At 49.3% G+C, this 14,889-nt stretch carries 10 protein-coding genes; 7 read left to right on the forward strand and 3 right to left on the reverse strand.

The annotated features are described in order from the left end of the window. The first annotated feature begins 140 nt into the window (after positions 1–140). Genes V5J35_RS21800 through V5J35_RS21810 form a run of 3 tightly spaced genes read left to right on the forward strand, consistent with a single transcriptional unit; the run spans position 141 to position 3,549 of the window. The gene (locus V5J35_RS21800) at positions 141–1,574 is read left to right on the forward strand and encodes an efflux RND transporter periplasmic adaptor subunit (protein WP_354009152.1); all 1,434 of its coding nucleotides are present in this window, start codon (positions 141–143) and stop codon (positions 1,572–1,574) included. Further along, positions 1,574–2,323, forward strand: coding sequence for an ABC transporter ATP-binding protein (locus tag V5J35_RS21805; protein WP_354009153.1), 750 nt, complete (start codon positions 1,574–1,576; stop codon positions 2,321–2,323). Before V5J35_RS21800 ends, V5J35_RS21805 begins: the two co-directional genes overlap by 1 nt. Continuing rightward, positions 2,320–3,549: an ABC transporter permease gene (locus V5J35_RS21810; protein WP_354009154.1), complete on the forward strand. Its 1,230-nt coding sequence runs from the start codon at positions 2,320–2,322 to the stop codon at positions 3,547–3,549. The genes V5J35_RS21805 and V5J35_RS21810 overlap by 4 nt, the downstream gene beginning before the upstream one ends. 49 nt (positions 3,550–3,598) lie before the next feature. Here the strand turns inward: V5J35_RS21810 and V5J35_RS21815 are convergent, their stop codons facing one another. Next, positions 3,599–5,149, reverse strand: a complete 1,551-nt coding sequence (locus V5J35_RS21815; protein WP_354009155.1) for a hypothetical protein — start codon at positions 5,147–5,149, stop codon at positions 3,599–3,601. A 299-nt stretch (positions 5,150–5,448) separates the two neighbouring features. On the opposite strand from V5J35_RS21815, the gene V5J35_RS21820 reads away from it, so the two are divergent. Continuing rightward, positions 5,449–6,843, forward strand: coding sequence for an SET domain-containing protein-lysine N-methyltransferase (locus tag V5J35_RS21820; RefSeq protein WP_354009156.1), 1,395 nt, complete (start codon positions 5,449–5,451; stop codon positions 6,841–6,843). Positions 6,844–6,978: 135 nt separating this feature from the next. Here the strand turns inward: V5J35_RS21820 and dcuC are convergent, their stop codons facing one another. Continuing rightward, positions 6,979–8,352, reverse strand: coding sequence for a C4-dicarboxylate transporter DcuC (gene dcuC, locus V5J35_RS21825; protein WP_354009157.1), 1,374 nt, complete (start codon positions 8,350–8,352; stop codon positions 6,979–6,981). Between the two features lie 382 nt (positions 8,353–8,734). Here dcuC and V5J35_RS21830 point away from each other — a divergent pair, with 382 nt between their 5' ends. Continuing rightward, complete coding sequence (locus V5J35_RS21830) at positions 8,735–9,403, forward strand: DUF3313 domain-containing protein (RefSeq protein ID WP_354009158.1); 669 nt, start codon at positions 8,735–8,737, stop codon at positions 9,401–9,403. Between the two features lie 44 nt (positions 9,404–9,447). Here the strand turns inward: V5J35_RS21830 and V5J35_RS21835 are convergent, their stop codons facing one another. After that, a complete protein-coding gene (locus V5J35_RS21835; protein ID WP_354009159.1) occupies positions 9,448–10,491 on the reverse strand; it encodes a phospholipase A in 1,044 nt (347 codons plus the stop codon). A gap of 172 nt (positions 10,492–10,663) precedes the next feature. Here V5J35_RS21835 and V5J35_RS21840 point away from each other — a divergent pair, with 172 nt between their 5' ends. Together V5J35_RS21840 and V5J35_RS21845 are read left to right on the forward strand one after the other, a co-directional pair. Then, positions 10,664–11,734, forward strand: a complete 1,071-nt coding sequence (locus V5J35_RS21840; RefSeq protein ID WP_354009160.1) for an efflux RND transporter periplasmic adaptor subunit — start codon at positions 10,664–10,666, stop codon at positions 11,732–11,734. Continuing rightward, the gene (locus V5J35_RS21845; RefSeq protein ID WP_354016496.1) at positions 11,731–14,829 is read left to right on the forward strand and encodes an efflux RND transporter permease subunit; all 3,099 of its coding nucleotides are present in this window, start codon (positions 11,731–11,733) and stop codon (positions 14,827–14,829) included. Before V5J35_RS21840 ends, V5J35_RS21845 begins: the two co-directional genes overlap by 4 nt. The last annotated feature ends 60 nt before the right edge of the window (positions 14,830–14,889 follow it).

Raw genomic sequence — 14,889 nt, forward strand, 5'->3', positions numbered from 1 at the left:
GACGTATATCAGCTGCTTGATACAATTTGCGACAAATTGGCTAACTGTCGACAAGATTGGGTGTTAAATTCCTGATTAAACAACGGTTTTATGCCAACAGTCGCTCGTGCACTGTTAAACAAGGTCAGGAAGTATCCAGAATGTTAAAAAAACGGATTCTCGTCGTAGGTATGGCAGCAGCCATTGGTGGGGGCTACGCATGGTTTGGCAGTAACAATCAGGTAGCGGAATGGTCATTCCAGACGGCGCAGGTGGATACCGGACGAATAGAGTCCGTGGTTGCCACGGCGGGTACTCTGGAAGCCGTCAGTACCGTCACAGTGGGTGCCGAGATTTCCGGTCGTATTGATCATATTTTTGCCGACTACAACAGTGTGGTTGCCCGGGGGGACCTGCTGGCACAGATTGATGACCGTTCAATTGTCGCCAAACTGCGTCAGGCCGAAGCGGACCTGGCATTGTCTGAGGCTGCGGTGGAAAAAAGCAGGGCTTCCCTGTTGGAACAGGAAGCTAACTACACTTTCCGCATTCAGGAAGCCCGTCGTCTGAAAGAGTTGACCGACAAAGGCCATACGACAGATAGCGAATACGAAAGAGCCTTGTCGGAACAGTCCATGGCCCAGGCCCGGATCGCTCTGGCGAACGCTGAAATCAGCCGTTCCGAAGCGGAGTTGCAGAAACGTCAGGCGGCACTGGAAGAAGCGCAGCTGGATCATGAGCGTACCCGAATTTATTCGCCGGTCGACGGGGTGATTCTTGAGCGAATTGTTGAGGAAGGGCAGACGGTAAACGCTAACCAGAGTACACCAGAGCTGTTTATCATTGCCGAAGATATGCGACGGATGCAGATCGAAGCGGATGTCGACGAAGCGGATATCGGACAGGTACAGGAAGGGCAGTCAGTACGCTTTACCGTGGACGCCTATCCGTCCCGGACGTATCAGGGCGAGGTGGAACAGGTGCGGCTTGCCGCGACCGTGGCATCCTCTGTCGTGACGTACACCACGATTATCTCGGTAGATAATCAGGATCTGAGCCTGTATCCGGGCATGACCAGTAATGTTGATATTATTATCGGACAGCAGCCCAGCGCATTGAGGGTTCCCAACAGCGCCCTGCGTTTTTCTGCCCCCAGGGAACTGCAAAGCCAACAGCAGCGCCAGAGCATTAATCTGCCAGATGAACTGTTTGATTCTCAGGAGCAGAAGCAGAAAGTACAGACCCTGCTGGCCTCAGCCCGGAAAGAAGCCATGGCTCAACGCCGCGAACAGCCTGTAATGGCTGGTGGAAGCCAAAGACAGCGGAGTCCACGGCTGGATCGTTCAGAGCTGGAGGCAATACTGGGTGAAGAAAAGACGGTTGAAGTGATGCGTGTCCTGCGAAGTCAGCATAGTGGGAGAGGACATAGTGGCAGAGGCCGGAATGGAACCGATATCTGGGTGCTTCGTGAAGGTGAACCCCAGCGCCTGAGAATCCAGACCGGCCTGAGTGATGAGCGTTTTACGGAAGTACTGACAGATTCTCTGGAAAACGGGGAAGAGATTATCATCTCTGCCAGACAGGAGCAGGGCTGATGTCGCTGATTACTGCTTCAGACCTGTGTCGTGTTTATGATGTAGGCAGCCAGAAGCTGCACGTCCTGAAAAATGTCTCCCTGACCATTGATGAAGGTGAATTTGTTGCCCTGATGGGACCTTCCGGTTCGGGCAAATCTACACTGATGAACCAGCTGGGCTGCCTTGACCGTCCGACCAGTGGTGAAATCACCCTGAATGGTCAGGCTCTGTCGCAATGCACAGCGGATCAGCTGGCAGAGGTTCGGTGTAACACCATCGGTTTTGTTTTTCAGCAGTTTAATCTTCTGCCGCGTCTGACCGCCCTGGATAATGTCGCTCTGCCGCTGATGTATGCAGGAAAGGACAGAAAGCAGGCGAGGGAGCGAGCCCTGGACTGTCTGAGCCAGGTCGGGCTGGCAGAACGGTCTTCGCATCGTCCGGCCGAACTGTCCGGTGGACAGCAGCAGAGGGTGGCGATTGCCAGAGCTATCGTCAATGAACCCCGGCTGATCCTTGCGGATGAACCGACAGGGGCGCTGGATACCCGTACCGGGCATGACATCATGCAGCTGTTCCGGGAATTGAATCAACAGGGTATTACACTGGTTGTTGTTACCCACGAGGCGGATATTGCCGAATACGCTAAGCGACAACTGATGTTTCGTGACGGAGAGCTGGTTTCTGACAGCCACTCACGTACTGCCAGACTGGCGGAGGGGCTCGTGGAGGGACTTGCGGAGGGACTCGTGGAGGAAAAAGCCACATGAAATTTATTGAAACCCTGCTGACAGCTCTGTCGGCGCTGGCAGCTCACAAACTACGCAGTTTCCTGACCATGCTGGGTATCATTATTGGCGTATCATCCGTGGTGGTCATGATGGGGCTGGGCGGAGGCGCTCAGAAGCAGGTGGAAGCCCAGCTGGATTCCATGGGAACCAATATGTTGCTGGTGCGGGGACCGAGCCGTCAGGACCGGGGTGTCAGCCAGGGGGCTGGCGGTGTCGCCACGTTGCAACAGGCCGATGCCCGGTTTATTGCTGAAGAAGTGCAGGGGGTTAGCTACGCGGCTCCCTGGATATCGGGCAGTGTGCAGGTTGTCAGTGGTAATTCCAACTGGTCAACCCGGGTGAATGGCATTACAGCAGATTTTCTTTATATCCATAACTGGCAGCTGGCGTATGACCAGCAGATTGATCAGCTTGAGTTTCGTACCAATGGCAAGGATGTGATCATTGGCTCGACAGTGGCGGAAGAACTCTTTGGCCGGGATAACCCGTTGGGGCAGCAGATACGTATCAATAAAGTGCCGTTTACGGTACAGGGCGTACTGGAAAGCAAAGGGGAGGATGCCAGAGGTTCTGACCAGGACGATATTATGATGGTGCCTATTCAGACGGCGCGCAGAAGTCTGTTCGGTACTCGTCGGGGTCTGCCGACAGCGGTTGATTCGATCTGGGTGCAGGTGGCTGAGCTGGATGATATGGAGTGGGTTGGTGGTGAGATTAATGCTCTGCTGGAGCAGCGTTATCGCATCAAGCCCGGGTCTGCCGGATTTCGAATTACCAATATGACTGAGCGCCTGAAAATGCGAGCGGAAGCCGGACAGGTGTTTAACAGTCTGCTGGCCGGTGTCGCCTGTGTATCCCTGCTGGTAGGCGGCATTGGCATTATGAATATTATGCTGGTGTCGGTGACTGAGCGAACCCGTGAAATTGGTGTGCGGCTGGCACTGGGCGCACGACAGGCCGATGTGCTGGCACAGTTTCTGATTGAGGCGATTGTGCTGTGTGGTATTGGTGGCTTACTGGGGATTGGTGTTGCGGTGATTGGGCTGTTTGGCGCAGAGTACTTAACGGGTCTGCCGGTTTATATTGAATGGTGGATATCCATCGTCAGTGTCCTGTTCTCGGCGTTAATCGGTCTGTTTTTCGGGTTTTATCCTGCCCGAAAGGCATCCAGGCTGAATCCGGTGGATGCGCTGCGGTATGACTAGCCGATGATAGTCAGGCCGGGCTGAGCAGCACTCTGGCAGCCCGGTTTTTTCAATGATTGATATTTATTTGCCGGGTATAAGCAATGAACTTATCTTTCCATTCTGCCCGTTGCTGCTCTTCTTTCTCTTTAGCCTGTGTTTCTGAGTTTATGAGCTTTTCCCCGGCTGCTTTCTCTTCCGCTTTGATGGCTTTATCAAGTTCTTTCAAGGAGTCTTTTACTGTCTTTTTCCAGTCTTTTTTGTTTAAAGGTGTCGATACCTCAGTGTATGTCTGTTCCTGCAATGATTTGTAATTTGACTTCATTGTCTCAATGGTTTGTTTGCTTTTCTGTTTCAAAGAGGCTATTTCATCTTTGCTGTCTGAACTGATTAAGAACACTTCTTCAGCCAGCTGCTCAAATCTCTTCAGGTTTTCATCGACACAGCTTCCCTGCTGGATTTGGCTGAAGGTCTGTGATACCAGATCAAGCAAGGCTTTTTGTACTTCAGCCTCTGCAGGTACTTTGCTGGCTGCCAGTAAAGTGCGCTCTATTAAACTCAGGCGGCTGAGTTCTACCTCAGAGGCATTTTCTATCATGGGGACGTACTGAAGAATTTTCTGCAGTATGGATAGCATCTGTCTGCAACATTCCTGAGAAGCCAGCCCCTGAGTTCTGCAGGCTTGAAAGTTTTTGATAAGGCTTCTGAATTGATCAATCAAAACTTTTTTATCAGCATACTGGTCATCACTTTTGGCTATCTTCAGAATGTTAACAAGCAAATCGGCAACCTGGTCGACGATCATACTGCTGGCTTGCAAATCGTCACCGGCTCCAAAGTCAATTTTCTGGTTGTCCTGTTTAATCGTACCGACACCTATAAACCGGCCAGGCAGGCTGGACGGACTCATCAAAATGGTTCTGATATTGTGTGCTATGCATTCAAAAGGGGTTTTAGGGTTGAAGTCCAGATACCCTCCGCCAATTTTACGGTGTTTTAATTCACAGGGTATATGTTTATTAAACATACTCCCCATGACGCCCATCTGTCTGACTATATTAAATCGCTTCTGGTTATCCTGTTGTTCTCTGGCTTCTTCTGTATCGCCTGGCAAGGGGGCTGACGCGCATTCATATAACCTCGTAACCATTGGATGGAGTACATTGGTTGCCAGTTGCCCAAGTGACTTTTTATCCATGGCGCGATGAATATCTTCAGGGTTGAGGGGGTTGGTGTAACTGGCAGACGGAGCCACCTTAACCCAGTGTTTTGATGATTGAGCCACTGAGGCAGACAGAAGCACATTTTTCAGGCTGGTATCTGATTTCGATCGTTTGACTGGTTTGCGAATCGGTGAATCGCGCCTGATTGTAGAAGCAGGTTCATTATCTTCATTCAATTTAAAGACAATATTTGATGTGGACTGGGACAGTGGACGAGCGTTAGCAAATAACCTTCCGGCTGTTGCATGAAGATAAGTTTCTGCTCTGCGTAAACCCTGTGTTGTCTGAATATCTTCCTTCATTTCAACACCGACGGGTTGTTGTGAGGGCTTTTTAGCGCCTGGTTCAGGTGACGGAGGCGTTACCTGTATTTGTGGTATAGAGAGAGTAGCATCCATGCCAGAGATTCCTTAAGTTAATGATGCCCCTTTGACAACAGGAATCATCGATTTGCTGCCTGAATCACTAACCAGAGTGTTAGCGGAAGTAACATTCCTGTCGTTAGACGGCCTGGTTCCGGATAGTTAAAGTGCGGATTTCACTGTTCATTGAACTTTTCATATTTTGCTTGTCTTAATAATTTTAAAAATCTGGCTTATGCCGTTATTGAGCTGTCTTGATCTTTTTGGTGAGTTGAATGGTTCAGTAACTACGAAAGTAATTAACTGACTTTTAGTGTTGAAAGGATAATAAAGTTATGGATAAAGCATCTTTTCCGTCCGGCTCCCTGCCTGTGAACAGAACATATATCAGTAGTACCCAAGATGCGTCAGCATCATTTGGTGGTAACAGCGTTGTCATACAAAACAAGAGCAAACGATTTTGCTCTGATGGTCCGAACTCAAATGAGCCACCCAAAAAGAATAGAAAAGTCACTATTGATTTAGATTCCTGTACTGAAAACAGGGCAGCTCCAGCAGATCCATCGACTAAAGATCATATCAAGAAAATATCTACATTATTGGAAGTAAATGTCAGTTTTTTTTGTAATTTATTTGACAATAATAAAAAAACCATCACAGGGGCTGCAGATTTCAGATACCTTGCAGAGTCAATCATAAAAAAATTAGGTTCTGTTACCGGTAAAACTCCACAAAAAATAAGCAATTCCCAAAAAGAACTTTTAACCAAAGAAATGGCCAGGTTGGTTGGAATCGAAGTTATATTGGAAAATAAAAAGTACCATGTACCCTCTCCTGATGGCAGTAAGAAGAAAGTCAGTGAAAAAGAGATGTTTTCGCTTATTGAAAGTGCTTTGGATGAGCTTGTAAAAAATAAAGAAAGAGGATTGCCTGAGACGCCTTCAAGTCAGCATGGTCGTCAACCTGATAAAGAACCTCACCGAAACTCAATGGATGAAGTCGTGTTAGTGAAAGTAGAGGCAGAGACAGAAACAGATATTTTTTTCAGACAGCATCGTTTCAGTAATCGGGCGCCACTTTGGCATGCAGAGCTGACTGTAAAACAGGAAGTTGAGGAATCTCGCCCAAAGAAACGGTTTAGAATGGACTTTGAAAGTATAGGGGTTCCTAAATGTAAAAAAATAAGGATGGCAATAAATACTGCTATTGATCAATATAAAAAACTGAATATTGATGATAGAGAATCCTACCTTAATGAAAGGATGAGATTAAGCAGGAATGACGGTCTACTTTTCCCTAAACTGAAAGGTCAGAATGAAGTTGTTGCAGCAAAAGATATTCAACAGTGGGAGGTTCTGGGACATTATGCAGGCAAGCGGCTTTCTGAAAGCACCTACGAAAAAGGAGCGCGGGCGGTAGGAGCACTATTGCAAAAAATTGATACCTATAGCTATGATTCCGGGGCAAATCAGTTAATATCTGGCTTCAGAGAGGGAAATATCACCACTTGTATAAACAGTTGCACTACCTATGATGAATCTGATACGTGTTTGCCTGAAAAAAATGTATCTTTTATAAACCACTATCATAAGGAAGATAAGGTAAACATCCCCTTTCTTATTGCCCTGAAGCCAATAAAAGCGGGTGATGTAATCTGGATAGATTATGGGGAAGCTTATTGGGTGATAATGAACAGATCCATAGAGGTTGAATCTGAAGAAAACAGTTGAGTCAGGTTGTGTTATGGTCTGATTTTGACTGTCATGCAATATGCGTTTTAGCGGTAGTAACCAGAAAAACGGCTATGCACTCAGTACATGGCCGTTTTTCTGTTCAGGGCTGTTTATGGATAGTGAACTAAACAGTTACATAAACAGGATCAGGTGCAGTGCCATACCCACGATGAAAGCACCAATCATCGGGATGGAAGTACGCTTAACCAGATCAAAAGGTGATACCTTGGCGATACCGGCACAGGCAATAACCACCGCTGAGATAGGCGACATGGTTCGGCCTACACAGGCAGCGAAGTTCATCGGGAGCAGCATGTTGACCGCCGGAACACCGAAGCTGTTGGCGACTTCTGGAGCCAGAGTAGCGAAGGACAGGAAAGAGGCGTTGCCGGAACCCATCATGATCGCTGAGATAGCAATCAGTACAGACATGAAGACGGCCATGAATCCAGCACCAATGCCCAGCCCCTGAGCGGAAGCCAGCAGAGAGTCGATAGCCCCAATCTGTTTCAGACCCATGGCGAACACTTCTGCACCAATGATCAGACCGACCACCGGGCCGAATACAGCGCCCATGCCGTTCAGGAACTTGTCAAAGCCAGCCAGAGATTCTTTTATATTGCGGGTACGGATCAGTTCGAAAATCATGCCCACAAAGACAGAGATCAGCATAGCCGCTACCAGATTCATACTGATAGAGGTGACCAGCATTTTGGAGAATACCAGCAGCAGAACGAACGGAATCATTGGCAACAGGGCATAAATGCCCGGAGCCTTGGGCTTTTCTTCCTCGTTGCTGTCGTCATCTTTAGCGCCAACATGTTCAGCGGCAACATGACCTTCTTTAAGATCGCAGCGACGCTGCCAGAAGAAGTGCAGGCCAGCAGCTGTGATCGCCATTGGGATGGTTACCCACGCCTGATAGCTCAGGAAGTACTCAGTGATGTCCATGCCGGCCTGGCTGGCAGCAAAGTTGGCATTAACCTGGGTCACACCGATCTCGAACGCTGCCGGAGAAGCACACAGTGCAGCAGCGGAAGCACGGCTAAGGCCAATGCTGCGCAGAACCGGGTACAGGGTAACCATCAGCAACAGACCGAGGCCGGTTGCAGAGGTCACAAACATCTGCAGTACGACAGTTACCAGGTAAACGATGGCCAGTACGATATAAGGCGACTTGAAGCGTCTGATTGGCTTAACAGCCAGGTTGACCAGAGACTCCGATGCACCAATGTGCGACATATAGGTAGCGAAACCACCACAGGCCATGATGGTCAGACCCAGACTGGCCATGCGCATGCTGAATACGCCGTTCATCAGTTCGAACAGGTCAAAGGGGGCAAAGCCGGTCGCCTTGTCGACAGGCAGGATATCGGAAATGCCGAGAACATGAGCAGCACTCAGAAGCACCATACCGGCCACTGCCAGCGTTGCTGCCGCACTGAAGTTTTTAACAATGCCATAAACGACAAGCGCCACGACCGGTATGACAATAAGTATATCCATGCATTCCTTACCAGAACTGTACAAAATTTCGGCAAGGTTATTTTTTGTTCCGCTGTGTGTAATTGATACAGATCAATGTTTGAAAATATTTAACAAAGAAAGTTTTTCACTATTGGTAGATGTGCAGAAACTGTTGAGGAAGTCTGACAGTAGTGGGTGGAAAGCGCTAAGGTGTATGTAGAAATATACAGTTGTGGTATTTTCAATGCTGCGACTGGTTTGCAGCTGTTTCTGTGTGGTCACGATATTACCTGTATGGTGGTTTATTGTTTTTTCAGAGTTTCTTAAATCTATTGCTTGCGTTGTGCAGCGTTGATTTCTTGAGGAGTGATAAGAGATTTGCCATCATGGTCACAAAAATAAGAGCCGGAGAAGCCATGCCATGTTTCGTATAAGGGATCTGTTGTTTATTTTGTCAGTTGTTATGCTGGCAGGTTGCGCGGGAAAACCTGAAATTAAGAACCACAGCGGGTTCCTGAGCCGGTATGAAAATCTGGTGTGGTTACCTTCTGGTGAAAAAGAACAGTTTCTCGGTTTTAACGTCAGTGAGTCGGTGCTGGCAGAATACGATCGCCTGATCGTCAACCCTGTGTCGCTTCATGTCTCTGATGAAACATTGCAGAAATGGCAGATACAGCCTGAACGTTATAAAAAACTACAAAGCTACTTTACCAATCAACTGAACTACCGGATGGGGCAGCACTATGAGCTGGCGGTTCGTCCCGGTGAGAATACCCTGCGGCTACGGGTGGCCATTACTGGTGCGGAAACCGACCTGAAGCCACTTGAACCCTATCAGGTTTTGCCCTGGGCTCTGGTGATCAACGGACTGGGCGAGCTAACGGGGGAGCGGGACAAAATGCTGAATATCTATCAGGAAGGTGAGCTGGTTGACAGTGTCACTGGGCAGCAGGTGGCGGTTCTGGTCGGCGGAATGCAGGCTGGCCCTGTTGATATTGGTGATTTACGCTCAATGTCTGCAGATGAAATGAAGCCGCTGGTGGATAACTGGATAGATGCTTTTTGTCGTCATTTTCCTAACTGCGAATAGAGAATAAGAGGGAAGCCTCTGCCAAAGAGAGGCTTTTGTCGTTTTCAGAGCCAGTCGGTCAGCATAACCCCCACACTGAAACGGTTGGAGCTGACATTATAATCGATCAGGCTTTCGCCATAGCCATTAAAGTACTGAACATAGCCTCTGAAACGATCGGTCAATGGGAATGACCAGTCAAGCTGGACGGCACCTTTGTTGTCAGAGCGCAGGTTGTTTCGCACCATTGCAGTAATGTTTTGCCGGTTGAATTTATAGCCGAAATAAAGTTCACCGTTACCCATGTATTGATTGATATCAGGGTTGTCGTCGCCTTTTGAGTTGGGGTTATCGTCTTCTTTTTTATCTTCAGGGAGGCGATGCCAGGTTTTCAGGCCGGCATAGAACGAGCCTTTTTCCAGCAGGAAGCTCAGATAAGCCCGGTTCCAGCTTCTGGAGAGGTAGTTGCTGCGGCCATTGGACTGGTGGCTGAAACCCACAGCTGCGGCTTTCAGTTCCATGCCAAGCAGCTGGTACTGAGTGGGAAAAAACATAAATATTTCGGGTTCGTGGTTAGTCTCCCTGAATGGCGCGGACTCGGAACTGTTGTAAGCCTGCCACCAGGAGGTGTTGGTGTAAGCAGCATAAACTGTGCCATAGCCATTAAATACACCTTCCCAGACCGGGGCTTTGAGGCTCAGCTGGAACTTGACTTCAGTATTGTCAAGGTCAGGAATCTGGGCGTTGTATGGTTGGTAGGGCTGAGTATTGGGTGAGGATACGTAAGACACTGGCAAAATGTAATTCGGCTTGTGGGGTGTGATCACGAACCGGTTGGCAGTGGCCGCTTTTTCGCCGGCAATACGGCTATCAACAGGACTGGCTTCAGAAGGTGGAGACGGTTGGGCTGTAATCACCACGTCAAATGACTCCTGTTGCAGCGCCTCACACTGTGACCGTACTTCAGCAAGCGTCATATCCGCATCACCTTTGAGCGCAAACCTGACCAGACATTGTTCAAGGCTTTCACCGCTGGCATTGGGTGCAGACAGTGACAATGGTGCAAGCAGGCAGAATAAAAGGTGATTACTGTCTTTTGATATGTTCATTATTACGTACCTTTCATTCTGGCTCTTTATAATTGTTATTGGTGTATGACTGTACAGGGTTTTACCATAACCTTCTATATACAATTACTGTCGTTTTCTATACAGCGATAGACGTATGAATGTAGGATAGTTTCAACGGATAACAACGAATAACAATATCGGGTCGATCCGAATGATCAGGAAATCAAACTTCTCTCTTCCTTTCGTATTTCTGGCTACAGTATGGCTGCCCGGTTGTGATCAGACGGTTTTTGAGCCACAGGAGACGCTTCGGCCTGTCCGCTTCATGACCGTGTCGTATTCAGAAACCGGATTACAAAAAAAATTCCCCGGTGTTGTGGAAGCCGCACAGCAGGCGAATCTGAGCTTCAGGGTGTCAGGTCGCCTTGCCTCGTTAAATGTTAAAGAGGGTAGCGCTGTCGTTGGTGGACAGGTAGTCGCAGAGTTGGAATCCGTTGAATTTGATATCCGTCTGAAAGACCGGCAGGCCACTTATGATGCGGCTAAAGCCGATTATGAAAGGGCGGTTCAGTTAATTGGCAAGGGTGCTATTGCCCGGGCAGATGTTGATAACCTGAAAGCCAAATTAAGCACTGCGACGGCACAACTGGAGACTGCGCGCCATGAGAAGGCTCATACCCGGCTGCGGGCGCCTTTCAATGGTCAGATTGCCAAAGTGTATGTGGATAACTACGAGGAAGTGTCGGCGAAACAGGACGTAGTAGCGTTGCACGATCTGTCGTCACTACTGATCAAGGTGGAGATGCCTGAGAGTGTGATTGTGAATGCTCAGGAAGAACGGCAGCCTCTGCGATATAGCGCACGCTTTGATGGTCTCGGAGATAAGGTATTTCCTCTGCAATTGTCGGCATTTGCCGCCCTGGCTGATGATAGCAGCCAGACTTATACCGTTACCTTCATGCTGTCTGACCGGCTTGGCAGCCGGATCTTACCCGGTATGAGTGCCAGCGTGATGATAAAGCAGATGGTGCCAGCGGGCGACTGGCTGGTGATACCGGCTCACTCGGTGCAGGAAGACAACGATGGACGTTTTGTTTATGTGGTTGAAGCTGCAGAGGCCGGTGTGGGAGTGGTATTTCGGCGTCCGGTGCAGACCGGCCGGTTGCTGGCTTCAGGTATTGAAGTGACTTCAGGTCTTGTCGCAGGAGAGCGGCTCGTCACAGCTGGTATGAGCCAGATGGCAGAAGGCATGCGGGTAAAATGGATGGAGGGGGGGCAATGATGTCTTTAACCCGTGTTGCCATAGAGAATAACCGAACGACATTGGTTTTGTTGTTGGTATTGGTTCTGTCGGGCTTGCAGGCTTATCAGAACCTCCCGAGGGCCTATGATCCGGGTTTTGTTATACGTGTTGCCAAGGTGGTTACCCAGTTCCCCGGCGCCAGCCCTGAAAGAGTTGAGACTCTGATTACGGACAAAATTGAAAAAGCGGTTCGGGAAATTCCGGAGCTGGATTATGTCAGGAGCTCATCCCGGACCGGAACGTCGATTGTCACCGTTAATATTCAGGAGCGCTATACCGATATGCGTCCGATATGGGGCAGCCTGCGACGTAAAATGGAAGACATTGTCAGTGAGATGCCTGAGGGGGCCATTGGACCCATTGTCAATGATGAATTTGGTGAGGTTTTCGGGGTTATGGTGACCCTGACTGGTGTGGACTTTTCTTACAGCGAGTTAAAAACCATTGCTGACGAAGTCCGTGATGAGTTCCTGCGGTTGCCGGAAGTCGCCAAGGTAGAGATATACGGTGCGCAGGAAGAACGGATTTTTATTCGCTATGACAATGACCACCTTGGGCAGCTGGGCTTGTCGCCAGGGTTTCTGGCGCAGCAGCTGAGCAGCCGGAATATTGTTGTTCCCGGTGGTGCCGTCAATTTGCACCATGAGCGTATTGAGCTGGAACCGACCGGCAATTTTGAAAGTGTTAACGACATTCGTCAGACAGTTATTCCATTACCGGTTAGCGACAGGGCTTTATATCTGGAAGATGTCGCCACGGTTGAGCGAGGCTATGTTGATCCTGTCCGAAGCCTTGTTAAAGCGTCTGGTGTCCCTGCTCTGGCTTTAGGTATTGCCATGGGTGAGGGAGGAAATAATATAAAGCTGGGACATCAGGTTAAAACAGCCATGGCGCAGTTGCGGCAGACCTACCCGGTCGGCATTGATTTCGAGCTGATGCATTTTTCGCCCGGAGAAGTGGAACACAAGGTTAATGATTTTGTCTCTAACCTGATTCAGGCAGTGCTGGTGGTTTCGGCGGTCATGCTGCTCAGCCTTGGACCCCGAACCGGGTTAATTGTTGCCACTCTGATTCCAGCCAGTATGATTGCTGCGATTCTGGTCATGTCACTGGTGGGTATAGGCCTTGACCAGATTTCATTGGCGGCGCTGATTATTGCCCTGGGAATGCTGGTGGACAATGGCATTGTGATGGCTGAGAACACCATGGTTCAGATGCAGGCGGGGAAGCAGCCGGTTCAGGCTGCGGTTGACTCGGCAGGGGAATTAAAAATTCCACTGCTGACGTCTTCATTAACGACAGCGGCTGCATTTTTGCCGATTTATCTGGCAGAGTCTGCAGTGGGTGAGTTTACCGCCTCCCTGTTCCTGGTGGTGACCATCACGCTGCTGTGTTCCTGGGTGTTGTCACTGAGTCTGATCCCTTTGTTATGTGTAATGTTCCTGGAGGTTAAGCCGCAGCAGGCGGATTATACGAAGGGTATTTATGACTATTACCGTCGTCTGCTGGAAAAATTACTAGCTCACCGTCTGCTCACCCTCAGTGCGGTGATTCTGGTGTTTACAGTCGTGATAAATGCGTTTCAGTATGTGCCGAAAATTTTCTTTCCCGCCTCGGACCGCCTGTACTTTAAAACCGAGTTGCAGCTTCCTCCGGGAACCCGCATTGACAGGACGCTGGCAGTAGTGAATGAGCTGGATCGCTATATTGCTGATGAGCTGGCCGTTTCCGGGGAACGACATGAAGGAGTCACCAGCTGGGTCAGTCACATTGGTTCCGGCGGTTCACGTTTTGTCCTTCAGCACAGCCCGGAGCCAGCCCGCTCCAACTACGCCCTTATGATCCTGAATACCAGTTCAGACTGGGTTATTGATGAGATGATGCAAAAACTGGACGCATTTGGTTTTGAACAGTTTCCAGACCTGCAGGTTAACAGCCGCAGGGTAGAAAGCGGCGTTTCCATTAAAAACCCGGTGGAAGTGCGTCTCTATGGGCGGGAAACCGACCAGCTGTTTCGGCTGGTACGGCAGGTTAAAGAACAGATGTCTGAAATTCCGGGTCTGAAGGCAATAGGTGATGACTGGGGGCCGCGTATTAAAAAACTGCAGGTGGTCATAAACCAGCCCAGAGCATTGCGGGCAGGCGTTACGAGCCAGGATGTTGCCATGTCTCTGCAAACCGGTCTGAGCGGTCTGGAGCTGACCCAGTTCCGTGATGGAAACGAGGTCATTCCTGTTATCTTACGAAGTACTGAAGGTGACAGTCAGGATATTGGTAAGCTGGAATCGTTATCTGTCTTTGTTCAGTCAACGGGGAAAACGGTGCCGCTGAAGCAGGTGGCAGATATTAAAATGGTGTGGCAGCCGGGCGAAATTCTTCGCCGGGATGGTCTCAAGACAGTGTCCGTGTTTGCCCGGCTTGATGGTAGCATGACTGCCGCAGAAGCCTTTGCTGAGTTAATGCCCTGGCTGCAACAGCAGCAGAAAATCTGGCCTGCAGGCTACCGTTTTGAACTGGGAGGTGAAGCTGAGAGTTCCGGAAAAGCCAACGCTGCCATTGCCGCAAAAATGCCTCTGGCGGCTTTTGTCATACTGATTCTGCTGGTGGCGCAGTTCAACTCCGTTCGTAAACCAATCATTATTCTGATGACCATACCCCTGGGAATGATAGGTGTAATTTCCGGTCTGCTGGTTGCCCGGTCATTCTTTAGTTTCATGACATTGCTGGGGGTTATTTCGCTGGCGGGTATTGTTATCAATAATGCCATTGTGCTACTTGAACGTATAAAGTTTGAGCAGGAACAGAACCGGTTACCAATGCAGGAAGCCATTGTCGTCGCCTCCCAGCGTCGTTTAAGGCCCATTTTGCTGACGACCGCCACCACAGTGCTGGGCATGGTTCCGCTTTATCTGGGGGGTGGGTTGATGTGGGAGCCTATGGCTGTGGCAATTATCGCAGGCTTGCTGTTTTCGACGTTGTTGACGCTGGGTGTTGTACCAGTACTGTATTCACTGCTGTTCAGCAAGCCGGAATGGCCCATCAAACTGCCACCAGAGACAACCAGTTCGCAATGAATCAGCTCCGGTTTTAAACGACCGGAGCTGTGCGGCTTCAGTTGCTTTGTTTTCCGGGCA

Source organism: Endozoicomonas sp. NE40, from assembly GCF_040549045.1.
Classification (GTDB): domain Bacteria; phylum Pseudomonadota; class Gammaproteobacteria; order Pseudomonadales; family Endozoicomonadaceae; genus Endozoicomonas_A; species Endozoicomonas_A lisbonensis.